Raw genomic sequence first — 25,239 nt, forward strand, 5'->3', positions numbered from 1 at the left:
ATGACGCAGGTTTTGTGAAAAGATGATCGCTATCACTTTTTGGGTGACTGGTCATCCTCGTCGTCTAACAAAATGCGCATGGATGGTGTATGCAGATCTGTATGTTGCCCGCTACGCTCAGACCAAAAGAAAGCGGTTAGGAAAATAAGCGCGAGGAACACGCTGCAGCCGATCAAAAAATATAAAATACTCATGCCAGTTTCCTCCTTTTAGCTGCAAAATGTGTGGCGATACTGGTAAACGATATGATGGTAGCTGTGCTAAGCGGCATTAAAATAGCTGCGGTTAATGGCGATAAATTGCCTGTAACAGCATAGGTTAAGCCAGCCAGGTTATAGGTTAAGGATATAAGGAAAGAGAAGTGAATGATATTAACCGTGTCCTTGGAAAAAAGTAGGAATGCGGGCAATTTATCAAAAGACCGGCCGTCCAATATCGCGTCGCTACCCGGCGAGAAATTGTTTACATCATCGGTTATGGCTATCCCCAAATCGCTTTGTTTTAAAGCACCAGCATCGTTTAGCCCATCTCCCATCATCATTACATTTTGCCGCTGCTGTTGTAATGATTTGATGAAGTCGAGCTTGTTTTGCGGGGATTGATCAAAGTGCATGGAGCCGGGGCATGGAAAGAATTGCGACATATCATCACGTTCGTGATCTTTATCGCCTGAAAGGAGATAAAGATCATAGGTTGTGCCTAAGGCCGAAACATCTTTCATGCCGTTGCGGTAGCTATGCGAGAATGCAAAATAACCTTCGTAATGCCCGGCGATGAGGATATGTACTTTAGTGTTTTTAGAGACTCTCTCTCTTCCGTCTAGCACAAATTTGGCACTACCCAGTTTTATCGGTACACCACCTGCAATTGCGCTTATTCCCTTGCCAGGCTCTTCTTTATAGTTATTTACAGGCAGCTTTTCAATATGCCCCAAGTATTGACATATCATGCGCGACAGTGGGTGACTTGAATTAAAGCAAACACTGTATACCATCTGTTTCTGTAAAGGTGACAAATGTGCTTCCAGTTGAATATTATTGATAGTGCCGGTTGTGATAGTACCGGTTTTATCCATAACTATGGTATCAATACCGGCTAATTGCTCAACAACATCAGTGTTTTTTAAGTAAAACAGATTGCGGTCAAAAATGCTTAGCGCTGCCGACATGGTAAACGGCGTACTTAATGCTAACGCGCAGGGGCATGCCACAATTAAAATGGCGGTAAAGGCCGCCAAACCGCGGCTAATATCGGTAGGTGCCCAAAATATTAACGCTGCAAAAGCAATGGCCAATAGTATAATAGTGAAGTATTTACCAACCCGCTCATTAAACGTTTTCATGCGTTTGTCTTGTTTGCGGGTAAATGCCTCGTTATTCCATAATTGCGTCAAATAACTTTGTGATACCGGTTTTATCACTTCCAGTTCTATGGCTTCCCCGGTTTGACGCCCGCCGGCGTAAATAATTTCACCAAGTGTTTTGCTTATCGGCACCGCCTCGCCGGTTACAAAACTAAAATCTATTAAAGCCTGGCCGTTCAATAAGATCGCGTCGGCCGGGATGATCTCATTATGGCGTATCAAAATGCGGTGACCAACTTCCAGTTTAGATAATGACAAAGGTTTTGATATTTTATTTTCAACTACATTAACCGCCACCGGGAAGAATGATCGGTAATCGCGCTCGAAGGAAATATGATAATAGGTCTTCCTTTGGACGAACTTGCCTATTAATAGAAAAAATACAAGTCCGCATAGCGTATCGGCAAATCCTGCACCGTTATGCGTAGCTACTTCTATTAATGTCCGTAAAAACAAAACTGCTATACCTAATGCTAACGGGAAATCAATATTTAAAACTTTGTTACTCAGATTTTGCCATGCCGAGGTAAAATAGCCACGCCCGCTGTAAAGCACTACGGGTAGAGAAAACAGCACATTCAGCCAGCCGAAGAAATGTTTAAAGTTTTCTTCAAATGCCGAGAGACCAAAGTATTCGGGAAAACTTAGCAACATTACATTGCCGAAACAGAAGCCGGCCACAGCAATTTTCTGCACCAGGTTATCTTTAATCGAGTTCTGTTTTTTGATGATATCCTGCAGGCTGATTACTGGTTCATAACCTATATCAAATAATAGCTCAACCAATTGCTGTAGGTTTAATTTGTCGTGATCAAAACGAATGTTGAGTTGTTTTTTCAAAAAATCGACACGACAATCATGAACGGCAGGCTCGATCTTATTCAGTTTTTCCAACAGCCATAAACACGAACTACAGTGTATGTGCGGGATATAAAAAGTAACGATGGTTATCTTTTCGTCTTTGTAGTCAATTAGTTCTGCGGCTATTGCTGGATCGCTTAAATAGTCAAACCGTTTATCGGTCTTGGCTCTGTTAGCACCCGGATGGTCATTATAACTGTAGTAGTTACATAAGTTACCGGCAGATAATATCTGGTAAACGCTTTGACAGCCATGGCAGCAAAAGTGTTTTTCTTCAACTAAGTACTCCTCATTTTTACAGTCATCACCACAATGATAGCAGGTGGTTTTTGATATGGTTTGGCTCTCGGTCATAATTAATTAAGTTTGACCAAAACTGCTTGATTATAAGTAGGTACGGAATGATGCACGGTGGGCGAAAAAGTGACCTGAATCACTTTTTATCAAATGGCTTTAATACTAAGCGTAAAAACCACATTCAAATTATCATTTGTTTTGATCATTCCGCCCAGCTTGCGGGGAGGTTCAAGAGCAAAGTCTGAAAACTTAACATCACGCGCTCCTCTTAAATAAATGGTTTGCTTATTGTCGGTCGATATTTGATAATTAATATCGTAGCATTTGGAGACGCCTGCCAATTCTATATTTACCTGGCCAGTGATAGATGACGTATTGGTTGTGAGCTCAGGTAATTCTTCCAGACTTAAAAAGTGAATGTATAGCTTCGGATACTCCTTTTCTTTTAAGGTTTTTCTAAGGTCGTGTGTCATCATTGCATTATGACAATCAAAACTTTGAACTTTTAGACCGATGATTCCTGAAAGTAATATTTTTTTGCTGCCGCGATTTTTAGTTAAAACAAGCGTATCAGTTTGATCATAAGCTGCGATATCGCACCTAAACTTATTGATATTGGTAGTGCCATTTACGGTCAAACTGCTGTTTTGACACACAACCCATTTTTGTATAGATGGCGCAGAAGCTGTGAATGCCGAAAGCACTGACAGCAAACCTAAAAAGATAACGCTCTTGTGTAGCATGCGACACTGCGTTAAGGATTAAGCCGGGACAGGATTACACCGGCGATGGTGGCTTGCGCTAAACCGTAAAACAACCAGCTTAAAACCATGGCTACAGTAATGTCAAGGGCACTGAATGAGATCCACATTACGGGTGCCAATGCAATGGCAGAATACACTAATCCAAATTCAACGCCACGTAAAATGAAATGACCCTTAAATAGCTTTTTAAATCTTTCCCAAAACCATGAAAGTGCCAGGCTGAAAATAAATGCATGGAGATAAAAAAGTAAGTCTCGGCTTCCATCAGAGTTAAACAGAGGGTTGAAGTAATCTGTAAACACCCAAGGGAAAAACCTCACTGCCAGGAAAAGCCCACCATAGCTAACTACAAATAATACGCAGCCGGTAATAAGGCCGGAAATAATGACTTTCTTCATTATTGCTAGATAGTTTTGTATTTATGTTTAATGATGCATCAAGAAAAAGATCCCTTTGAAACAAAGGGATCTTTAACTAACAATCACACACTAAAATGAAATGGCCGCCTCTATAACGAAGCCGTTAAACTTGCCGCCATTGAAAATGTTGGTGGCATCATAATTTTTGTATTTCTGGGTTACATACTCGGCTTTCATCATGATGTTTTTGGTCATAAACACACCAGCTGAGCCAGCAGATCGATCTATGGTAACGTCTGTACTATTGCCTACAATAGTCCCGGTAACAGTGTTATAACGGTAGCCAACCCAAAAGTTCTCTGTGCCGGCTGGAAACCTGTACACAACATCGCCCGCGTATTGTTTAACACCGCGTGTTGAGGTTTCTGTAATTAATCTGCCTTTAGCGCTTTCAATTGTTCCGAATATCTCCAGACCTTTATATTTCACAAATAAATTGCCCATGTAAGCATGATTTTCCTGGCTAAAACCTGGATTGAAACGACCTGAAAATGCGTTATAATCTACCGCCTGTGTAAGTACGGTACCAGCGGCAGTAGTGGGGTTTGATAATACATTGTAGTAGCGTGAGCCGGTACGATCGCCACCGTAGAGCGTGCTGCTGTTTGCACTGTTTACGCTGTATAATGAACCGCTTAGCCGAAACCTTAAATAGGGGTTAAGTTGTTTGTCAAAACCCAGTTTAGCTAAAAAAGCAGGTGTGTAGTAATTGGTTCTGCCAGTTTTTGCGTCAATTTTGGTTGAAGCTATTGTGGTTGAATTCAACTCGCCGTTGGTCATACCACCCATAACAAATAGCCCTGTTTTTTGGCATTTATAGTAGGCGTGGATACCCAGTTCGGTGGCAAAGCCGTCCATGATGTAATTTTCAACAAACGGGTTATAAATGGTGTTACCGCCGTCGGCCCGGCGATAGTGCTGATCGCCATAATCAATATCAGTTTGACCGATAATCAGGGTCACGTTTTTCATCAAGTTATCAACCAGGTCGCTTTTTATAAACGGCATCTTGTCAATTTGCAGGTAGCCGCCTTTAACCCACGTATCCTCATGGTGCCTTGATGAAAGGTATGAAGTTAGGTTCAATCTAACACCGTCAGCCAGCTGGATATCAAAGTTCAAGTTGGCCATCGGCAAATTAAAACCGTCAATAAGTGGTGTTACGGCATTTACATTTCCGGTAGCCGTTCCAACAGTTTTTGTTACAGGCGTGGCCGTATTAGAAGCTCTGAGCGTTTGATAGGCCAGCGTAAACCCGCCACCTATTTTTACTTTTAATCCGTTAAATGGTACGATGTCTTTTTTACTGGTTTCAAATATGTTTATGCCTTGTTTGTTATTAGGGCGATAATATTGTATCTGTCCTTCTTGCGCGTTTGCGGCAAGTGGGGTAAAGCTGGCTGCCAAAAGAGCCAGTGAGCCTGCCAGGTAGTAAAATTTAGTTTTCATAATATTATTATTTATGTGTTACGGATAATGATTAGTTTTTAGTTAAAAGTGAATTGTTTTTGTAAATGAGGTTGAATTGAATGGTCAGGTCGTTTTTTACTTTCATGGCACCCAGCATAAAACTTGGCGGATCTATTTTATAGTCGGTAAGTTTTAAACTTTCAGATCCTGTGCAGGAGATACTATTATCCGGGTTTACCACCGCGTTAACATTTAATACAATGTTTTGCGTTACGCCGGCGATAGTAAGGTCCCCCTTGGCTTTGATCACGTATTTCCCCTTTTGAAGTGCATTAACGGTAGCAGCGGTAAGCTTGTAGGTAACCTTCGGATATTGATCTGCCTTCATGGTTTTGTAAGTGCGATTGTCCATTGATTCGTGTTCGCTTTTTAAGCTCTTCGCTTCAACAGAGAAGTAGAATGAGGTCAACGATTGGAGTTGACCATTATCTATTTTAAAATCACCCTGACTATCAATTTTTGTAGAGGTTAAGCTCCAGTCGTGCACGTTTGAGGCACCAAGGACCTTAACATTGACATCCTTATCGGAAGATATTTTGTAGCCTCCCTGAGCGTGAACGCTTCGTGGCATTGTACTTAAAATAACCGTCCCGATTAGGGCTATCGCGGTTATTATCTGTTTGATTGAATTTTTCATTTTGTTTGGTTTTTGAGTATGATCAAAAGTATAGCTAACCGGTTGGCTACAGAATGATATGTGTTTTCGTAAATTGTGATATATATCATATTATCAATATGTTATGTAGTTTCATATGGGGGGTTAAACAAAAATGCCCGGGCGCGAAGCATCCGGGCATCAGAATTATAACTTGAAATATTAAATTGTAGCCAGCACAGTATTGTTATAATTAGGCTTGAATATTAACATCGGCTTATTTAAATGATCAGCCATTTTCTTGGTCACGCTTCGCTCAAAAATTTTTTGCAGAAAATTTCGTTTTCTATGCACCAGCACCATCAGATCAATATCAATGTGCTCTGCTAACCAATCTAGCCCGGCGCTTACCTTTTTGTTTATGATGGGTTGATATTGGATTTTCGGTAATTCGTCTGGGAATACATCTTTATCAATGAAACGCTTAAGAATGTAATCTTCAGTAACTTTTCCCAATGGTTCCGGGCCTACGTGCGCTATTAATATTTCAGCGTTAAAGCATTTGCCTAATTTACATACACTATTTACAGCCTGGGTGTTGCTGTTGTCAAGGTCTGTTGCAAAAGCTATTTTGCTGAAGTTTTTGAATTTAGCCTGGTATGGCAATACTAAAACCGGGCAATTGATGTCCTCGATGATCTGGCGTGCGTGATCTACATTTATAAAATTAAAAAAGTCGTCCTTGCTATGCGCGGCAATAACCGCCATCACAATGTTACGGCTTGCAATTACTTCGTTAACAGCTACAGTTAAAGGGCCACCTTTACTGCACACGTTAATGGCCGGTTTAAACCATGACTCATTTAAACTATTTAATTGTTTTTTTAATCGCGCAGCCAGCTCGTTCAAATCATTCTGGCTTTGTTGTTCCATAGATTCATACATTTCATTTATGAAAACCGGATTACCCGCTGCCATGGTGGCGTTTAAATTGGGGTAAACGTTACACAAACAAATGTTGGCTTTTACCTTTTGCGCCAGGTTTAAACCATAACTGGCGGCATTATCATCTTTAATGGTGAAATCTGTTAATACTAATATCGTTTTCATGACCTATAAGTTTAATGGTTATACTTTTTCGAATCTGCTGAAAAAAGCATTTTCCAACATTTCCTGATGATCTGGATGAGCTATACCGATAAGTGCCTGTGCCCGTTGTTTAAGATTTTTGCCAAACAGGTTAACAATCCCATATTCGGTAACTACCCAATGTACATGGCCCCTGGTGGTAACTACGCCGGCACCTTGTTTTAGAAACGGCACTATACGGCTAATGCCTTTATTGGTTTGCGATGGAAGGGCGATTATAGGCTTGCCTCCATCTGATAGCGAGGCGCCATGAATAAAATCCATTTGACCGCCAATGCCTGAAAACTGGTAAGTGCCTATCGAATCGGAGCAGATCTGACCCGTCAGATCGATCTCTATGGCGCTGTTAACCGCGGTAACTTTTGGGTTTTGCCTAATTATACTGGTATCGTTAACGTAACTAATATCCATCACTCTAACACCCGGGTTATCGTTCACAAAATCGTATAACTTGCGTGTACCGGCCATAAATGCTGTTACCGAACGCCCGGTATTCAGTTTTTTCTGGCTGTTGTTAATTATACCCCGTTCAATAAGCGGAATGACCCCGTCAGAAAACATTTCGGTATGCAGGCCTAGGTTTTTGTGCGTGGTTAGGTTTGATAAAACCTGGTCGGGTATGCTACCTATGCCCAGTTGCAGGGTTGCGCCATCTTCCACCAAAGACGCAACGTTATATCCTATACGTTTGATTGCCTCGCCGGCATCTTGCGAATAGTCAACCTCAGGGAGTTCTGCATTTTGCCAAACCATGGCATTAATATTTTTAATATGCACATAACCATCACCATGAGTGCGCGGCATTAATGGGTTAACCTGTGCAATAACATATTTTGCCATCTCCACAGCAGCCCGCGCAACGTCTACAGAAGTACCGAGCGAACAATATCCATGGGCATCAGGCGGTGAAACTGTTATCAACGCAACATCAAGCTGCAAAATATTTCTGCGAAACAGTAGGGGTATCTGGCTTAAAAAAATTGGTACGTAATCCCCGTCTTCGCTGTTTGCCACATTCCTGGTGGCTGCAGAAACAAATAATGAATTGAAGAAAAATGCTTTGCGATGTTCTGGCTTATCAAAGTTTACATCGCCAAGAGTGGTAACGCTTACCAGCTCAATATTATAAAGTTCGTGATGCCTGTTCTGCATTGCTTTGACAAGGCATACCGGGGTAGCAGCGCTACCGTGTATAAAAACGCGATTACCCGGCTGAATATGTTTTACAGCTTCGTTTGCCGTTACGTAGTTCAGATCTATCATAATAAGGGACTTACTGTTTTGAAATTTTTGTGCGTTGCATTTTTTAAAGAAGCGATACTATCCGCGTACTTGCCTGATCTTATCGCATCTTCTATCAGCTTAAAAATCGACCCTTTGATAAGTTTAACATAAGCTGATGCTGATTCTATTTCCGATCCCAGGGCGGCAAATCTCTCTATAATTTCTAAGCCCATCTCTTTCCGGGGATCCACAATGAAAAGTTCAATAAACTTTAAAAAAGCGTTTATTTTATTTTTGACAGCAAAAGTTGTGTCTTCCTGCTGCTCCAGTGTTTTATAAAAAGGCACAGTTTCGCATGCCTGCAAGTTGTGGGTGCGAACGCGGTATTTATTTAGCGCATTTTTCAAGAACCTGATCTCGTCTGTTATAAAGCCAATGTCAGCGTTCCAGTGGTTGCTCATGATATACAGTTCCTGTAATTCATAAGCCAGTTGATCGTCGTTTACTAAAGTTGCCATGCTGATTTTTTTTGTAAAGTTGGCAAGTATGGGCGGGGTGTTGAATGATGCAAAGCCGCTTTTAAAATGATGTACGTCAGAAAATTTTATTAGCAAAAGGTGACCGTGGTCAAATTTTCAGGCCCGTGTGCGATTTAATTTTGGCCACCGCCAATAAAGGCCTTCATCCACTTAATACTATGAGTCATACTTTTCATATCCCGGTGTTGGGATTAGGCTATTCTATAGATACACCATTAAAAGTTGCCCGTTACGGCATAGCATCAACGTTATCTATCGTAGATGATGAACTAATTGAGCGAATACGTGAGTATCACACCAAACACAGCTTTAGAATATTTCAACCAATAGCCAAAGGAGACCCTGACGCCAGAGCAAAACGTATTACCGCTTATTTAGACCTTGTAAATACCTTAGTAAATGAGCAGTTTGAACAGTTAAGATCTGAACCCTTTACAGCCGGTGGTGATATTTGTAGGTATTTTGAATTATTGCCGGACGATTCGCAGTTGAAGCAAGGGTATGATTTGATGATGGAATACCCGGATAGTGAACGTAAGACCATATTTCAAAATATATTACGTAACCACTTAACCAAAGGAGCCATTGATGTTAACCTGATGGCGAAGGTTGATAAAATGAACTTTACGGCCGACGGGCAATACCTGGGTGATGAAAATACAGATGCACTTGCGGCATTACGCGGCTTTGCACAAAGTAATCTCGAGTCATCTATCATCCTTTCTGCAGGGATGAATCCCCGCTTGTATAGTTATCTTGAGTCATTTGATCAGTTTATGCCCGACGAGAACGGCTATTTCCGTAAGAAGATCATTTTAAAAGTTAGTGATTGCCGGTCGGCGTTTATACAGGCTAAGTTCCTGGCAAAAAAAGGTATCTGGGTATCTGAGTTCAGGGTAGAGTCGGGTCTCAATTGCGGTGGTCATGCCTTTGCTACCGAAGGCTATTTGCTGGGCCCCATCCTGGAAGAATTTAAACAAAAACGGCACGATATGGTCGCCGAACTTTTTGAGTTGTATAAGCCGGCTATGCAACAAAAAGGTGTCAATATACAAAGCGCGCCTGCACAACGCTTAAGCGTACAGGGCGGTATTGGTACAAGCCAGGAAAATAATTTTTTGCTGGATAATTATAAAATTGACGCGACAGGCTGGGGGAGTCCCTTTTTACTGGTGCCCGAAGTTACCAATGTTGACGACGATACTTTGGGCCAGTTAAGCGCGGCTACTGAAGACGATTTTTATATAAGCAATTCGTCACCATTAGGCGTGCTGTTCAATAATTTTAAGCGTAGTTCTGCAGAGCATCAACGATTGGAACGATTGGCAAAAGGACGACCCGGAAGCCCTTGTACTAAAAAATACCTCTGCAGTAATACAGAGTTCACAAAGCAACCCATTTGTACCGCATCGCGGGAGTATCAAAATCTTAAGATAAAACAGCTTAGGTCTGAAGATCTTACAACCGAAGAATTTCAGGAACAATTTGATGCGATCACAGAAAAGCTGTGTCTATGCGAAGGACTATGTTCGTCTACCTATATTAAATACGAGATAAGCAAGCCCAGGGAAAACAAAGCGGTAGCAATATGCCCCGGACCTAACCTGGCATACTTTAACCGCATCTATTCGCTCGAAGAGCTAATAGCGCACATCTATGGTAAAACAGATGTCTTAAGCAAAATAGAAAGGCCCAATATGTTTATAAAAGAACTTGACCTATACATAGAATACTTACAAGCAGATATAAAAGCCCATTTCAGGGATTTGAGCGAGAAAAAAAGCAGGCAGTTATCAAGATTTAAACAACAGTTACTCGATGGTGTAAATTATTACAAAACGCTTTTCAACGCACTCCCAAACCAAATAACTGTTTTATTAGCCGATCTGGCGGAGGCTGAGATGAAGTTAAATTCGATGGCTATTTAAAATTATGGCGGATCAAAAGTTCAGTAACTCTTGATCCGCCATAATTTACTAGTAACTCATTCCTTGCGGAAATACCAGCAGCGGTATGCTGATATGATCGGCCATTTTTTTAGTGACGCTATGTTTGAATAACTCTTTAATGAAGTTTTTTGGTCTGTGTAACATTGCCAGTATATCTATTTGTCCATGTTCGCATAACCAATCAAGTCCGGTTTCTGGATCTCTGCTCTGAACGATTCGATAGTATATATTGGCGTAGTCGGCTTTGTTCGAAAGCTCTAGCAACAGACCGTCTAATGGTTTTTCAAAAGCGGGAGCGGTGTGCTTGTCATCATTGGTGTGTACAATTAATAATTCTGCATTCATCAATTTTGCAATGCTTATTAAATGAAATATGGCAGCAAGGTCATCTTTTAGTTGTACAAAATCTGTCGCATAAGCTATTTTTTTTATTGGTCGCACTTCGGCATTACCCGGCACCAACAGTAGTGGTTTATGTGTCGCATCTATCATTTCCTCAGCGTGATCACCAAATATTAAAGACGTCAATCCATTATCCGTATGTGTGCCCATAACCAGCATGTCTACTCTCATATCGCCGGCAACTTCACTCACGGTATTTGCGACTGATCCACTTTTATTAATAGCGCTTAAACCGGGTTTGAATTTGTGGTTTGTGTTTCCGTTGTCGAGATGATTTGCTAGCTTCTTTAGCTCATTTTCGCTATCGGCCATAAGGGTATCATAATCATAAACAGGCCACACTACTGTAGAGGCCAACAGGCTATCTGCAGGTATGGTGACTGCGTTACACAAGATCAGGTTTGCCCTGATTTGGCTGGCCAGGTTATAACAATATTCGGCCGCTTTGATCGAGTGGGCAGAAAAATCAGTTAGTAGGAGGAGCTTTTTCATAGTTTTGAGTTTGATTTACAAGGTAAATCTGCTTAATGCAACCGTATTAAATAATGACGGTAATCATTATTTAAGCTGATCGTAAATCATACTTTATGAGTTTCGTCGGGCTAAATTTGAGCTAATTGAGTTAGCATTATGAAATACCTGAGATTTAATTTTTGTCATCCGGTTAAAGGTCACGCATGTTTAACGCAACTTTTAACCAACAAGCCCAAAAGTTATAGTTTAACGATAGATAGCAAAGAAGGCACACTGGTAGAAATACCGGTAACAAACTACAGCGAGGGTAAATGGCGGATAACACTTGACTGGGAACACGATGGTCAACTGTTTTCGCATCAAAAAGAATTTGAGATCAAAAAGCATGATTTCTGAAAAGTTTCCGGATGACTATATGAAAATTAAACACATTTATAAATTATTAATTGAGTCGGAAGCAAAAAGCTGTGATGATGTATTGTTCCCTGTTACGCGTAGGTCGCCTGGTGAATTACCAAACGTCATAAAGATATATTTAAACAAATGCGGGTACACCGTTAAGGAAGAGCAGATAAGTTACCAAGTCAAGTGGAAGTACACGCGTTTAAAAATGCAGCCCAATAAAAAATGGAGCTCTGTTGCGTGTGAACAAACCAACTTTATCAGTGTGCCCGGCCGCGTGGCGTTAATGGAAACCAAACTGTTTGGCATTATACCCATGTGCGCCATAGATAGTTTTACCTTGGGGGCGGGACGAATGCTTGTTAAACTGCTTAATACTTTTACAGTAAGTAACGTATTAGGAGATGAAATAGATCAGGCCGAATTGGTAACTATACTGGCAGAGGCCGTTTTGATCCCACAATACTTTCTGCAACCCTATATCACATTAGTAGAAATTGACGCTTTAACCATTAAAGCAAAAATTCAATACGGAACTATAAAAGCAGAAGGGGTTTTTTACTTTAATAAGTTTAACGAGTTTTTGCGATTTGAAACTACCGACCGCTATTGCAAAACCAACAACGGCTTTGAAAAATATAAATGGACGGCACATGCCTGGAATTATGTGGAGCGCAATGGCAAAGTATTTCCATCGAATTTTATGGCAGTATGGAGCTTACCGCAGGGAGATCATACTTATTTTAAGGGCAGAGTAGCTAGTATAAATTAGTTGACTCGTCAAAACCCTTAATTAAACAGCCGGACAATATTATGCCGGCCGTTTAAATTATTGATCTGCTCCCCTAAACAATGAGAATATTATTTTCAACGGCACCCACGCCGGGTGTGGCCCAGGCGGCATTTTCTGCGGCGCGTCTTTCAGTCCATGATCTAACAGTTCCGTTTAATATCAACTTGTTACCAATGGATTCCAATTTTATATTGGCCGCCTCAATGTCGGCCCTTCTTTCAAGGGCCTTTTTTATATTTTCTTTAACCAAAATGGTATTTACGGTAGGTTTCACACTGACGAAATTGTGCACGCCCTTTATACCTTTCAAATGCCTGACTGCAGCCAACCCGGACTCTTTCTGGTAATTCCAGTCAACGTTGCCTTCTAAGGTTAACCACCCGTCAGATACTTTAATTTTGATCCGGTCATTGGGCACCAGGCTTTGATAATTCAGCGCATTTAGCACATTAGTAGCTAATTCGGTATCCGTTAGCCTATCGTCATTTGGTAAGGTAACTTCCAAATCTTCTGCCACCGCTTTTACGCCTTTAACACGCCAGGTTGCTTTTTCGGCGGCAAACTTTTTGCCATAACTGCTTACATCTCCGCTTAGCTTCACTACGCCATTTTTAACGGCTACACCAATTTCGCACGCGTTTAGTACGGGCTCCCACTTGAGTTCGTCTATCACGTCTTTTTGAATTTCGACATCTGTTTTCATGATAATATTTTTATATGTCAAAGCTCAGTATGAGGGCTTACAGAAAAAATGATGCTGGTTATTTATGCTTTTGATTTACATGCATGTAAAAAAATGAAATGTGACCACCGTCATTCTCTGAAATATTAAAAAAGATAAGTTTTGTATAGTTCATTCTTAACCTTATGTACAACGCCGATCTTTTAGAAGTCATCATAAAAAACGTTGTTGATGGTATATTAGTAATTGACAGAAACGGTTCAATACTCTTGATAAATCCCGCTGCCTGCAAATTATTAGGATATAGTGAAAGTGAGCTTTTAGGCCAGAATATAAAGAAACTAATGGTTTCGCCTGACCGGGAAAATCATCACAAGTATATCGAACGGTATGAACAAACCGGCCGCGCTCACATTATCGGGATCGGACGTGAAATATCAGTTCTTAAGAAAGACGGTTTGATGTTTCCGGCCAGGCTTGCTGTAAGTGCCGTCAGATTTAATGATAAAACTATTTATGCAGGCATATTACATGATCTGAGTGTAGAGAAACAAGCGGAGCAGCAATTAAAGGAGCATGCAAATGAATTAGAAATGATTGTAGCCGAACGAACCGATTTTCTGCAAAGTGTTATAAAAACCCTTGAGCAGGCAAAAGATGAGGTTAGTATTTCATTTCAAAAAGAAAAAGAGATCAATAAACTTAAGACTCGTTTCGTGTCTATCGCTTCGCATGAATTTAGAACACCTTTAAGCGCAATACAATTATCGGCATCACTTATAGAGCATTACTTTGACAAACTTGATAAGCAAAGAATTTTCAATCATCTAAATAAAATAAAGCATTCTGTAAAAAACCTGACTGACACTTTAAATGAGTTTTTATCGATCGAACGAATTGAAAACGGTCAGGTTAAGCCTGTTTATAGAGAGTTTGATCTGAGAATACTATGTGAAGATGTTATTGATGGAATGACATTACATCTTAAACATGGGCAAAAGATTGATTTTGAAGTGAAAGGAATTACCGGCTGCGTAGTATTAGACAGTAGTATGATTCAACATGTTTTGATAAACCTTATATCAAATGCTATTAAATATTCCGGAGAGGATAGCTTGGTTAAATTAGTTATAGAAATTACAGTAAACAGTTGTATAATCACTGTAGCGGATAACGGCATTGGAATACCCGATGATGATCAATCAAAATTATTCGATGCTTTCTTTCGTGCAGGCAATACATTAGATGTTGAGGGTACTGGTCTTGGTTTACATATCGTAAAACTATATGTAGAGAAAATGAACGGGGTAATCCATTTTTCAAGTAAGGAAAACGTAGGAACCACGTTTGTATTGAAATTTCCTTTAAGTAATTATTAAAGTATTGATGAAAAACGTTCAGGATATTACCATTGTAGAACTATAAAGCGTAAAGTAGATTTAGGTGACAGATTAGAAATAAAAATGGAGATAAGCAAAAGTTTATCTCTCTAAGTGCTCCCGAAGGGATTCGAACCCCTATCTTACGGACCGGAACCGCAAATTCTATCCATTGAACTACGGGAGCTAATTGTTTTTCGACCTTTATATACAATGATCAACGTGTGATTTGTCTTCTAAAGAAATTAAATCGATGGTTGAAAATATTATTGATTTATTTGTTTAAAATGTTGGTAATCAATCTGTTGTGAATATTCCTAATGTTTTACAAATGTTTTAAATTATATTTCTAAAAATCTGATTATCAATTATTTGATGTATTTAATTTTTAGTACCGGAAACCATAATTCTATCCATTGAACTACGGAAGCATTGCCACAAATATATAAAATTGATTTAACCCTTGTTACCTTAGCAGTTTAATATTTGCTTTACAAATTGCATGATAAAATGTACCGTTCATAAAATATTTTAATGGCTCAGTCGTCTACCTCTATACGATGAAAAGAAGAGTTCTGTACATTATTATACTTTGGCTGTTTGCCGATTTCTATTTTTTTAACGCTGTTGAAACACTAACCACCAACAAACTTTGGTACCTGGCCTATTGGTTTGCCGATATGCTGCTGCTGGCCGGCGTTGTATTTACCATTTTTGCCCGGAAGCGCGGAAGCGCACCCAAAACATTATCATGGCTTATGTCATTAATGCTGATATCGGCCGTGCCTAAAATAGTGGGCACACCTGTTTTGTTGATAGAAGACGCTACCCGTTTATTCAGGGGTATGCCGCCGCATGCTGTTTGGGTAAGTCAGCTGGCTTTATTGGTGGCGCTTGTGCCTTTATTGGGTTTGATATTCGGCCTTACGCGCGGCAGGCACTACTATCGTGTTCATAAAGAAACCCTGTATTTTGACGACCTGCCCGAAGCTTTTGACGGTTTTACGTTAACCCAACTGTCAGACATTCATGCCGGCAGTTTTAACGATGCTGATGGACTAAACAAAGGCATTGACATGGTTAATGCGCAAAAAAGTGATGTAATATTATTCACCGGCGACCTGGTAAATAACAAAGTCGAAGAAATGACCCCATGGATATCTACCTTCGCGCGATTAGCGGCACCAATGGGCAAATATTCGGTATTAGGCAATCATGATTACGGCGATTACACCACCTGGTCAAGCACCGCCGAAAAAGCTGCAAACCTGGCCGATCTGAAAGCGGTACATGGTAAAATAGGTTTCCGTTTGTTACTGGATGAAGCTATCGAAATAAAAAAAGATGGTCAATCTATCACGCTAATTGGCGTAGAGAACTGGGGCAAAGGCGGCTTCCACCAATACGGCGACCTGGAAAAAGCCATCGCCAGCGTTAATGATAGCCAAGTGAAAATATTGATGTCGCACGATCCGTCACATTGGGAAGCTGTCACTCTGAATAATTTAAAACATATCCATTTAACCCTGTCAGGCCATACCCACGGCGCACAGTTTGGTATTGAATTATTCGGCTTTAAGTGGAGCCCCATTAAATACGTTTACAAACAATGGGCCGGCTTATACAAGCAAAAGGATAGATACCTGTATGTAAATCGTGGCTTCGGTTTTTTGGGCCTTAAAGGCAGGGTAGGGATATGGCCGGAGATAACGGTGATCACTTTAAAGAAGAGCCAAGAACCAAGAACCAAGAGTTAAGACTGATTTTGCATGCATAAAAGAGCCAGGAACTAAGATAATACATCTTGATTCCTGGCTCTTGATTCTTGGTTCTAAAAAAACTATACGTTAAAACGGAAGTGCATAATATCACCGTCCTCAACAATATAGCCCTTGCCTTCAACGCCCATTTTACCGGCTTCTTTAATGGCAGCTTCTGATCCGTTGTATTTCACAAAATCTACATATTTAATCACCTCGGCACGGATAAAGCCTTTTTCAAAATCGGTATGAATAACGCCTGCCGCTTGGGGTGCAGTAAAGCCTTGTGTAATTGTCCAGGCACGTACCTCTTGTACACCAGCAGTGAAATAGGTAGCCAAGTTAAGTAGTTTATAAGCTTCTTTGATCAGCTTGTTAACGCCCGACTCGGTTAAACCCAGATCGTTCAAAAACATTTCACGCTCTTCAAATGATTCCAGCTCTGAAATTTCAGCTTCAATTTGTGCCGATATTACCAGTACGCCTGCATTTTCTTCTTTAGCTACAGCTTTTACTTTTTCTACGTAAGCGTTGCCTGTATTCACAGAGCTTTCGTCAACATTACAGATGTAAAGCACCGGCTTAGCGGTCAACAGCCATAAGTCGGCTATATATTCTTTATCTTCCTCGGGCATGTTAGCCGTACGGGCAGATTTGCCGGCCAGTAAATGCTCGCGGTATACGGTTAATACTTCAAAGGTTTTTTTAGCCTCTTTGTCGCCACCGGTTTTGGCCATTTTTTCAACTTTTTGTATCTTTTTCTCGATACTCTCCAGGTCTTTTAACTGTAGCTCGGTGTCTATGATCTCTTTATCACGGATAGGGTCAACGCTGCCGTCAACATGTATCACGTTATCATTATCAAAGCAACGCAACACGTGCAAAATAGCGTTAGTGGCACGTATGTTACCCAAAAACTGGTTGCCCAGGCCTTCGCCTTTGCTGGCACCTTTAACAAGGCCGGCAATGTCAACTATCTCGATGGTGTTTGGTACGATGGATTTTGGCTGAACTATTTCAACCAGTTTGGTAAGCCTTTCATCAGGCACGGTAATTACGCCCACGTTTGGCTCAATGGTACAAAACGGGAAGTTAGCCGCCTGCGCCTTAGCGTTTGATAAACAGTTAAAAAGAGTTGATTTACCCACGTTTGGCAAACCTACTATACCACATTGTAAAGCCATATATTTTATTTAAAAGTCAAGAGCCAAGAACCAGGAGTCAAGATGTCTTGGTTCTTGGCTCTTGATTCTTATCTCTTTAAAAAGCGCAAAGATAACATAAATTACTGCCCGATAATTTGAAAAAATAAACGACTTTTGCAGCTATCAAACACGAACGGTAAACCCATGTAACAAGCGGCACATAATATGGAAGAAATGGTTGAACAAATAGAGTTGTTGCTTGAGCAAAAAAACGAGCCGCAATTACAGGAGTATCTTAACAACCTTAATATATCAGACGTTGAAGAGCTGATAGACGAGCTTCCGGAATATGGCCCCAGGTTTATCGAAGTGCTCTCGCTTAATCGTGCGGTAAATGTGTTCCGCATATTAGATTTCCCTACGCAGGAGCGTATCATCAAAAAACTTTCGGGTAAAAAAATAGCGGAGATCATTAACGAACTTCCGCCGGATGACCGTACCGCTTTTTTTGCCGAACTGCATGGTGATGTGGTAAAGAAAATGATTCTGCTGTTATCCGCGCCCGATAGGAAAGAGGCCCTTGCCCTTTTAGGCTATGACGAATATAGCGTTGGCCGGTTAATGACGCCCGACTATATCGCCGTTAAAAAAAGCTGGGACGTTAACCGTGTGCTTTCACACATTCGCCAGTTTGGTAAAAACTCCGAAACCATTGATGTGATCTATGTATTGGGCGATAAAGGTGTTTTGCTGGATGACATCCGCATACGCGAGATATTACTGGTTGACCCGGATACTAAAGTGAGCCAACTCATGGACGGCAGGCTTATAGCACTTAAAGCAACCGACCCCCAGGAGGAAGCCATTAATGTATTCAGGATGAATAACCGCACCGCTTTGCCGGTTACCGACGACGAGAACATATTGCTGGGCATAGTAACCGTGGATGATATACTTTGGATAGCTAACGAAGAATATACCGAGGATATCCAAAAGATAGGTGGTACCGAAGCTTTGGATGAGCCTTATCTGGATATCAATATTTTTAAACTGGTTAAAAAGCGTGTTGGGTGGCTAGTGTTATTGCTTTTTGGCGAAATGCTTACCGCAACGGCCATGGGCTTTTTTCAAACCGAGATAGAGAAGGCTGTTGTATTAGCCTTATTTATCCCTTTGATCATCTCTAGCGGTGGCAACAGCGGTTCGCAGGCGTCAACGCTTATTATACAGGCTATGGCCCTGGGCGAAGTTACCCTGGCCGACTGGTGGACCGTAATGCGCCGCGAAATTGTATCAGGCCTTATGCTGGGCCTTACCTTAGGTATAATAGGTTTTTTGCGAATAGCGATATGGAGCGAGTTTAGTACTGTATACGGCCCGCATTGGCTGCAGGTAGCCTTTACGGTAGGTTTTTCATTGATAGGTGTTGTATTGTGGGGCTCGTTGGCAGGCTCTATGCTGCCGCTTTTGTTAAAGAAACTTGGTGCCGACCCTGCAACATCATCTGCACCGTTTGTAGCTACATTGGTTGACGTTACCGGGCTTATTATTTACTTCAGCATTGCGTTGATGAATATGCAAAACTTTTTGGCTTAACAGATAGTCTATAAACAAAGAAACCCTGCCAGGCGGCAGGGTTTTCTCATTTTTGGTTTATAGTTGGTTTTGGTTATACTGATTATAAGTTGTCGAACGAGAAATCCTCGTCGGCAGAAGCTTTGGCCGTTTCCGGCGCATCGCTGTATTCGTAACGTTTTTCTACAACTTCCTGGTGATCTTTAATGTATTCAATAGTTCCGTTAAGGCCTTCTATAAATTTTTCAAAGTCTTCTTTATACAGGAAAATTTTGTGTTTGATGAAAACGCCATCCTCTAATCTTTTCTTGCTTTCGGTTATTGTAATATAATAATCGTTAGATCTGGTTGCCTTTACATCAAAAAAATAAGTCCTCTTTCCCGCCCTTACCTTCTTTGAAAAAACCTCTTCGCGCTCTCTATTGTCGAAATCTCCCATGTTAAATTAGTGTTGTAGTTTAGTTTTGTTAGGCATAAATATAAATAATTTTTCAAAGTACAAGTATTAATACCAATAATATTGAAAAATTTAGGCCATTTAACTATATAAATGTTAACAACTTACAGCTGCGGGGTTTCTTCTTCCAGCAATTGCTTTTCGTAAAGCTCAAAATAAGTGCCTTTACGCTGCATTAACTGCGTATGAGTGCCTTGTTCTATGATTTCGCCGGCATCCATCACCAATATCTTATCAGCATTTTTTATGGTTGATATGCGGTGCGCGATAATAATATTGGTTTTACCTTGCATAACCTGTCCAAGGTTATTTAATATTTCTTCTTCGGTACGGGTATCAACTGCCGAAAGACAATCGTCAAATATCAATATTTGCGGGTGCTTGGCCAATGCCCTGGCTATGGATACGCGCTGCTTTTGCCCGCCGGATAGGGTGATGCCACGCTCGCCTATCAAAGTATCAAAGCCTTTTTCCAGCTCCATGATGTTTTTATAAACCGCAGCATCTTTTGCAGCTTGCTCAACTTTGGCCATATCCAGCTCGTCGGCAGCAAAGGCTATGTTGTGGGCGATGGTATCCGAAAATAAAAATACTTCCTGCGGTACAAAACCCACCTGTGCCCTAAAACCTTCCAGGTTTAGTTGTTTTACCGGTTCGTTGTCAATTAAAACCTCGCCGCCGGTAGTATCATACATCCGCAGCAGCAAATTAGCAATGGTTGATTTGCCCGAACCTGTACGCCCTATAATAGCCACCATTTGCCCGGGCTGCGCCGTAAAGGATACGTTTTTTAAGGCTTCTATGCCCGTGTCGGGATAAATAAAGGATACATTATTAAATTCGATAGCGCCATTGATAACACGCTTAGGCACATCCGGCGATTTGATCTCGGGCTCCTGGTGCAAAAACTCGTTAATGCGCTTTTGCGATGCTGCGGCGCGTTGAATAAGCGATGTTACCCAACCTAAGGCCATCACCGGGAAGGTAAGCTGACTGAGATAAACCACAAACTCGGCAATGTTACCCGCTGTGATATTGCCTTTCATCACCTCAATACCACCTATATAAATAACAATAACGTTGCTTATACCCACCAGTAACAGCATAACCGGGAAAAAAGCGGCCTGCACCTTTACCAGTTCCATAGAATGGGTTTTGTAATCCTCGCTTTCGGCAGCAAAACGTTTGCGCACAAACCCTTCGCGTACGTATGATTTCATGATGCGTATGCCCGAGAAGTTCTCCTGTACAAAGCTTGACAAACCAGATAACCGCTCCTGTATCTTTTCGCTGCGGAAATTGATGACGTTGTTTACGTAGTAGATCAGCACCGCTAAAATAGGCAGCGGAAGTACGGAATAAGCGGCTAAACGCACATTAACTGTAAGCATGGCATATATCACCAAAACAAAAAGCACCACGGTATTAATGGTATACATAATACCCGGCCCCAGGTACATGCGCACACGGCTCACGTCTTCGGTAGCGCGGTTCATCAGGTCGCCGGTATTATGACGGCGGTAAAAAGCTAATGATAATACCTGGTAATGATTATAGATCTCGTTTTTTAGATCAAACTCAATATGGCGCGACATGAGGATAATGGTTTGTCGCATAAAAAATAAAAACAGGCCACGTACAAGTGCTAAAACCAACACTAAAGCGCCAAATAACAACAGGCTTGAGCCAAATATTTCATAAATCAGTTGTTGCCTGTCGAAGCCCGAAAATAGCTGGTATACGCCAATGTTTTCGGTAACCAAATCAAACGCTATGCGGATAACCTGCGCGGGCAATACGCTGAATATATTAGAGATAACTACGAATAGTATTCCCGGTATCAATCGCCAGCGGTATTTGTAGAAGAATTTATTGAGGTACGCGAGGTCTTTCATATATGGTGGAACCCAAAAGTACGGTAATGCGTCGGCTTTTCAAATTAATGTGAAGGTGGGCTCATCCTGAAGCAGGCCAGCGTTTCCTCTCCACGGACAATATCATCAACCCGAATCAAACCCGATTTTAGGATCACGTTTTGCGATGCCACGTTATCCAAAGTAGTTACGGCAACCACCTCTTTAATTTCATCATCGGCCATGCCATGTGCTATTACAGCTTTTGCCATTTCGGTAGCCAGGCCCTTGCCCCAGTAGGCATGATCCATACTGTAACCTAATTCAAGCACCCCGGCTTCGTCATCATATGGTCGCAATAAACAACTACCTATAAAGTAGCCGTTGTTTTTATCAAACATGCCCCATATGCCGTACGTTTTGGTTTCGGCATAGTTTTTTAAAGCATTGTTATAAATGGTGATCCGTTCCTCGCGGCCGCGTTTGGGGAGGTGTAATGTTACCCTTTCATCTGCGAAATGCTGTAAATAGGTTTCCAGTTCTTCGGGTAAAAACTCTCGTATGGTTAGTCTTTCGGTTTCTAAAATCAGGCTCATTAAGCCAAATATAAGGGTTTAAGTATGCCAATGTGCAATGCAAATTGCTACGGGCGTGTTGCTTGTATCATTTCTGTGGCGAAAACCTTTGCGTCATTAAAAAAAACATCTACTTTTGTTGCGCCTGTTAACACTACTGATATATGCCAGCAAACGAAGCTACCGGATCTATTTTTAATAAGCTTGAGGCATACGGACACAAAAAAGTTGTGTTCTGCAGTGATCCTGATACGGGTTTAAAGGCAATCATCGCTATTCATGATACTACATTAGGCCCCGCGCTAGGCGGCGTACGCATGTGGTCATACAAAACCGAGGAGGATGCTTTGGAGGATGTTTTGCGTCTTTCAAAAAGCATGACCTATAAGGCGGCGATATCAGGCCTTAACCTGGGCGGTGGCAGCGCAGTTATTATCGGTGATTCGCGGCGCGACAAAACAGAAGCTTTATTACGCAAATTTGGCCGTTTTGTAAAAAACCAGAACGGCGAGTTTATAGCAGGCGAAGATGTAGGTACCAACCCGCGCGATATGGAATACATCCGCATGGAAACCGAACATGTGGCCGGTCTGCCAGAAGTAATGGGCGGCAGCGGCGACCCCGCACCAATTGCGGCCATGGGCGTGTTTATGGGTATTAAAGCATCCGTAAAAGATCTGTTTGGTAATGATAGCCTGGCGGGACGTTCGGTAATTGTGCAGGGCATCGGCCACGTGGGCGAGCACCTGGTCAAATTGCTGCGCGATGAGAATGTGAAAGTTTACATCAGCGATATTAACGAAGACAGGGCAGGGCAGGTATCCAAAAAATACGGTGCGCAAGCCGTATCAAACAATAGTATTTTTGATATTGATGCCGATATTTATTCGCCATGCGCTTTGGGTGGTACGGTAAATACGCAAACCATCAACAAGCTTAAATGCGCCATCATAGCCGGATCTGCCAATAATCAATTAGCAGACGAAACCGAACATGGACAATTATTATTGGACAAAGGCATCTTATTTGCCCCGGATTACGTTATTAATGCCGGTGGCGTAATTAACTGCTATTCGGAGTTAATGGGTTTCAATAAAAAAAGATCATTACAGCTGACTGAAAATATTTACGAAGCTACACGCAACGTTTTAAAACTATCAAAAGCCGAAAACATACCTACAATACAAGCTGCCAACAAAATTGTTGAAAAGCGTATTGCAGATATCAATAAAGTAAAATCATCATATTAATAATTAGTACAAACAGGACTCGTCCTAAATCGTTCTTACACAATGTTAAACAGAAGGCACCTTAGGGTAAAAGTATTACAATCGTTGTATGGGTATTACCAAACCGATGCAAGCAACATCAAACAACACGAAAAAAACTTATTACAAAGCATTGATAAGGTATACGAAATGTATATCTGGATGCTATCGTTAATATCAGAAATTGTTAGCTATGCCGAAAATGACGCTAACGAACGTGCCGCCAAGCACCTCCCTACTGCTGATGACCTGAACGCCAACCTTAAAATTTTAAGCAACCGTTTTTACTTATCGCTACAGGAAAACAAGGAATTTAACCAGGGCGTTAAGAAATACAAAGTTGAATGGAGCTTTGATCCTGAATTGGTAAAGGGACTATTCACCACGCTTAAAAACTCGCCTGAGTATGCCGATTACCTGGCCAAAACCGGCGACACCATCCAAACGGATAAAGACATCATCAAATTCATTTTCAAGAAAGTTATACTGAAATCATCACTTGCCGAGCAGGTGTTTGAGGATATGTTTATTTTTTGGCCGGTGGATAAGGATGTGCTACAGGCTTTGATAGCTAAAACATTCAAAAACTTCTCTAACGAGGATAACTACCAGAAAAATGTACTGGCCGAAGTAACCGGCAACTGGGATGAAGACCGTGAGTTTATTATCACGCTTTTGGAAACCACTATCCGTTACAACAAGGATTACCAGGAAATGATAAGCGAGAAAACCCAAAACTGGGAGCCCGAGCGTATTGCCATGATGGATACTTTGCTGATGAAAATGGCTATAGCCGAGTTTATCAACTTCTCATCAATACCGGTTAAGGTTACTATTAACGAGTACCTGGAGATATCGAAGGAATTTAGTACGCCTAAAAGTAATTCGTTTATAAACGGTATCTTAGACAAGATTTTGGCCGAGCTTAAAGCCGAGAAAAAGATCAAGAAAATAGGAAGAGGATTAATAGAATAAACCCGAATGAAAAAACTGTTTTTGGCCTGCATAGCCGCAGGTATGTTAGCTACAGCCTGTAACCAGGCTGATAAAAAGGAAGCGAAAACTACCGATACAACAGAAAGTGCTCCTGCTTATTATGGTGACGAACCTTTTTTAAAGTTTGAGCACGAAACGCATGACTTTGGTAAAGTTACCGATGGCGACTCGGTTGTTTACCAGTTTAAATTTAAGAACATTGGCAAATCGCCGGTAATCATCAGTAATGCCACAGCATCATGCGGTTGTACCATACCTAAATGGCCTAAAGAACCGGTATTACCGGGTAAAGAAGGCGCCATTGACGTGGTATTTAACACAGCAGGCAAAGTAGGTTTGCAAGACAAAATGATTACCATTACTACCAACATGAACCCGCCGCAAACGGTAGTACGTTTAATAGGCGAAGTATTAGCAAAAAAATAATTTTCAAAAAATGATATCAACAATTTTACTACAGGGCCAAACAATAGGCGGCATTAATCCGCAATTTATCATGATGGGATTGATCATCCTGGTCGCTTATTTCTTCATGATCCGCCCGCAAATAAAAAAGCAAAAAGAGCAAAAAAAATTAGCCGACGAACTTAAAAAAGGCGATAAAGTAATAACAACAGCAGGCATACACGGCAAAATTGTTGAAGTTGCCGAAGCTACACTTGTAATTGAAACCGAAGGTGGTGGCAAAATACGTTTTGATAAATCGGCTATCTCTTTAGATGCTACCAAAGCGCTAAACGCACCGGCTAAATAAATAAAGCACAAGCTTAACGCCGAAAGCTGAAAGAATAAAGCTAAAACCACACAAATGGTGTTTAGCTTTGTACTTTCGGCTTTTAGCTTTTAAA

General features: G+C 41.2%; 25 protein-coding genes and 1 tRNA gene. 10 read left to right on the top strand and 16 right to left on the bottom strand.

The features are described 5' to 3' along the window. Nucleotides 1–32: 32 nt before the first annotated feature. The 9 genes from ccoS to AC59JT_RS04170 all read right to left on the bottom strand — a co-directional run bounded on the left by ccoS (nt 33) and on the right by AC59JT_RS04170 (nt 8,660). Nucleotides 33–194: a cbb3-type cytochrome oxidase assembly protein CcoS gene (gene ccoS / locus AC59JT_RS04130; protein ID WP_497396345.1), complete on the bottom strand. Its 162-nt coding sequence runs from the start codon at nt 192–194 to the stop codon at nt 33–35. After that, nucleotides 191–2,578 carry a heavy metal translocating P-type ATPase gene (locus tag AC59JT_RS04135; protein WP_497396346.1) on the bottom strand — a complete coding sequence of 796 codons (2,388 nt, stop codon included), beginning with the start codon at nt 2,576–2,578 and terminating at the stop codon, nt 191–193. Before AC59JT_RS04135 ends, ccoS begins: the two co-directional genes overlap by 4 nt. A gap of 89 nt (nt 2,579–2,667) precedes the next feature. Beyond that, entirely contained in the window at nt 2,668–3,264 is a 597-nt protein-coding gene (locus tag AC59JT_RS04140) for a YceI family protein (protein WP_497396347.1), read from the bottom strand. Nucleotides 3,265–3,275: 11 nt separating this feature from the next. Next, nucleotides 3,276–3,683, bottom strand: a complete 408-nt coding sequence (locus AC59JT_RS04145; RefSeq protein ID WP_497396348.1) for a hypothetical protein — start codon at nt 3,681–3,683, stop codon at nt 3,276–3,278. Between the two features lie 90 nt (nt 3,684–3,773). Next, complete coding sequence (locus tag AC59JT_RS04150) at nt 3,774–5,153, bottom strand: hypothetical protein (protein WP_497396349.1); 1,380 nt, start codon at nt 5,151–5,153, stop codon at nt 3,774–3,776. A gap of 31 nt (nt 5,154–5,184) precedes the next feature. Then, nucleotides 5,185–5,811 (bottom strand): YceI family protein, encoded by a 627-nt coding sequence (locus AC59JT_RS04155; protein ID WP_497396350.1) that lies wholly within the window; start codon nt 5,809–5,811, stop codon nt 5,185–5,187. Nucleotides 5,812–5,991: 180 nt separating this feature from the next. Next, nucleotides 5,992–6,879 carry a universal stress protein gene (locus AC59JT_RS04160; protein ID WP_497396351.1) on the bottom strand — a complete coding sequence of 296 codons (888 nt, stop codon included), beginning with the start codon at nt 6,877–6,879 and terminating at the stop codon, nt 5,992–5,994. Between the two features lie 18 nt (nt 6,880–6,897). Continuing rightward, nucleotides 6,898–8,181, bottom strand: coding sequence for an acetyl-CoA hydrolase/transferase family protein (locus tag AC59JT_RS04165; RefSeq protein WP_497396352.1), 1,284 nt, complete (start codon nt 8,179–8,181; stop codon nt 6,898–6,900). Next, nucleotides 8,178–8,660 carry a hypothetical protein gene (locus AC59JT_RS04170; protein WP_497396353.1) on the bottom strand — a complete coding sequence of 161 codons (483 nt, stop codon included), beginning with the start codon at nt 8,658–8,660 and terminating at the stop codon, nt 8,178–8,180. The genes AC59JT_RS04165 and AC59JT_RS04170 overlap by 4 nt, the downstream gene beginning before the upstream one ends. A 179-nt stretch (nt 8,661–8,839) precedes the next feature. On the opposite strand from AC59JT_RS04170, the gene AC59JT_RS04175 reads away from it, so the two are divergent. Continuing rightward, on the top strand, nt 8,840–10,609 hold the full coding sequence (locus AC59JT_RS04175; RefSeq protein ID WP_497396354.1) for a hypothetical protein: 1,770 nt from the start codon (nt 8,840–8,842) through the stop codon (nt 10,607–10,609). Nucleotides 10,610–10,657: 48 nt separating this feature from the next. Here the strand turns inward: AC59JT_RS04175 and AC59JT_RS04180 are convergent, their stop codons facing one another. Further along, complete coding sequence (locus tag AC59JT_RS04180) at nt 10,658–11,524, bottom strand: universal stress protein (RefSeq protein WP_497396355.1); 867 nt, start codon at nt 11,522–11,524, stop codon at nt 10,658–10,660. Between the two features lie 138 nt (nt 11,525–11,662). Here AC59JT_RS04180 and AC59JT_RS04185 point away from each other — a divergent pair, with 138 nt between their 5' ends. Then, entirely contained in the window at nt 11,663–11,902 is a 240-nt protein-coding gene (locus AC59JT_RS04185) for a hypothetical protein (protein ID WP_497396356.1), read from the top strand. Between the two features lie 19 nt (nt 11,903–11,921). Next, nucleotides 11,922–12,680: a DUF6920 family protein gene (locus AC59JT_RS04190; protein ID WP_497396357.1), complete on the top strand. Its 759-nt coding sequence runs from the start codon at nt 11,922–11,924 to the stop codon at nt 12,678–12,680. A 73-nt stretch (nt 12,681–12,753) separates the two neighbouring features. Here AC59JT_RS04190 and AC59JT_RS04195 read toward each other — a convergent pair whose 3' ends face one another. Beyond that, complete coding sequence (locus tag AC59JT_RS04195) at nt 12,754–13,404, bottom strand: BON domain-containing protein (protein ID WP_497396358.1); 651 nt, start codon at nt 13,402–13,404, stop codon at nt 12,754–12,756. Between the two features lie 164 nt (nt 13,405–13,568). Here AC59JT_RS04195 and AC59JT_RS04200 point away from each other — a divergent pair, with 164 nt between their 5' ends. Further along, entirely contained in the window at nt 13,569–14,762 is a 1,194-nt protein-coding gene (locus tag AC59JT_RS04200; protein ID WP_497396359.1) for a PAS domain-containing sensor histidine kinase, read from the top strand. A 115-nt stretch (nt 14,763–14,877) separates the two neighbouring features. Here the strand turns inward: AC59JT_RS04200 and AC59JT_RS04205 are convergent. Beyond that, nucleotides 14,878–14,949: transfer RNA gene (locus AC59JT_RS04205), tRNA-Arg, on the bottom strand. A 373-nt stretch (nt 14,950–15,322) separates the two neighbouring features. Between AC59JT_RS04205 and AC59JT_RS04210 the strand changes: the two genes are divergently transcribed. Further along, nucleotides 15,323–16,519 carry a metallophosphoesterase gene (locus AC59JT_RS04210; RefSeq protein WP_497396360.1) on the top strand — a complete coding sequence of 399 codons (1,197 nt, stop codon included), beginning with the start codon at nt 15,323–15,325 and terminating at the stop codon, nt 16,517–16,519. Between the two features lie 83 nt (nt 16,520–16,602). On the opposite strand, the gene ychF is transcribed toward AC59JT_RS04210, so the two are convergent. Then, on the bottom strand, nt 16,603–17,706 hold the full coding sequence (ychF, locus tag AC59JT_RS04215) for a redox-regulated ATPase YchF (RefSeq protein WP_497396361.1): 1,104 nt from the start codon (nt 17,704–17,706) through the stop codon (nt 16,603–16,605). Between the two features lie 186 nt (nt 17,707–17,892). Here ychF and mgtE point away from each other — a divergent pair, with 186 nt between their 5' ends. After that, the gene (mgtE, locus tag AC59JT_RS04220) at nt 17,893–19,263 is read left to right on the top strand and encodes a magnesium transporter (protein WP_497396362.1); all 1,371 of its coding nucleotides are present in this window, start codon (nt 17,893–17,895) and stop codon (nt 19,261–19,263) included. 82 nt (nt 19,264–19,345) lie between these two features. Here the strand turns inward: mgtE and AC59JT_RS04225 are convergent, their stop codons facing one another. From AC59JT_RS04225 to AC59JT_RS04235, 3 genes are all read right to left on the bottom strand, one after another. Further along, on the bottom strand, nt 19,346–19,681 hold the full coding sequence (locus AC59JT_RS04225) for a DUF3276 family protein (RefSeq protein ID WP_497396363.1): 336 nt from the start codon (nt 19,679–19,681) through the stop codon (nt 19,346–19,348). Nucleotides 19,682–19,803: 122 nt separating this feature from the next. Then, nucleotides 19,804–21,594, bottom strand: a complete 1,791-nt coding sequence (locus AC59JT_RS04230) for an ABC transporter ATP-binding protein (RefSeq protein WP_497396364.1) — start codon at nt 21,592–21,594, stop codon at nt 19,804–19,806. 44 nt (nt 21,595–21,638) lie between these two features. Then, nucleotides 21,639–22,148 carry a GNAT family N-acetyltransferase gene (locus AC59JT_RS04235; RefSeq protein ID WP_497396365.1) on the bottom strand — a complete coding sequence of 170 codons (510 nt, stop codon included), beginning with the start codon at nt 22,146–22,148 and terminating at the stop codon, nt 21,639–21,641. A gap of 143 nt (nt 22,149–22,291) precedes the next feature. Here AC59JT_RS04235 and AC59JT_RS04240 point away from each other — a divergent pair, with 143 nt between their 5' ends. The 4 genes from AC59JT_RS04240 to yajC are packed head-to-tail and all read left to right on the top strand — an operon-like array spanning nt 22,292 to nt 25,145. Next, entirely contained in the window at nt 22,292–23,377 is a 1,086-nt protein-coding gene (locus AC59JT_RS04240; RefSeq protein WP_497396366.1) for a Glu/Leu/Phe/Val family dehydrogenase, read from the top strand. 42 nt (nt 23,378–23,419) lie between these two features. Further along, nucleotides 23,420–24,370 carry a transcription antitermination factor NusB gene (gene nusB / locus AC59JT_RS04245; protein WP_497396367.1) on the top strand — a complete coding sequence of 317 codons (951 nt, stop codon included), beginning with the start codon at nt 23,420–23,422 and terminating at the stop codon, nt 24,368–24,370. Between the two features lie 6 nt (nt 24,371–24,376). Further along, nucleotides 24,377–24,817 carry a DUF1573 domain-containing protein gene (locus AC59JT_RS04250; RefSeq protein ID WP_497396368.1) on the top strand — a complete coding sequence of 147 codons (441 nt, stop codon included), beginning with the start codon at nt 24,377–24,379 and terminating at the stop codon, nt 24,815–24,817. A 10-nt stretch (nt 24,818–24,827) separates the two neighbouring features. Beyond that, nucleotides 24,828–25,145 (top strand): preprotein translocase subunit YajC, encoded by a 318-nt coding sequence (gene yajC, locus AC59JT_RS04255; RefSeq protein ID WP_497396369.1) that lies wholly within the window; start codon nt 24,828–24,830, stop codon nt 25,143–25,145. The last annotated feature ends 94 nt before the right edge of the window (nt 25,146–25,239 follow it).

It is taken from the genome of Mucilaginibacter sp. A3364 (genome assembly GCF_059690715.1).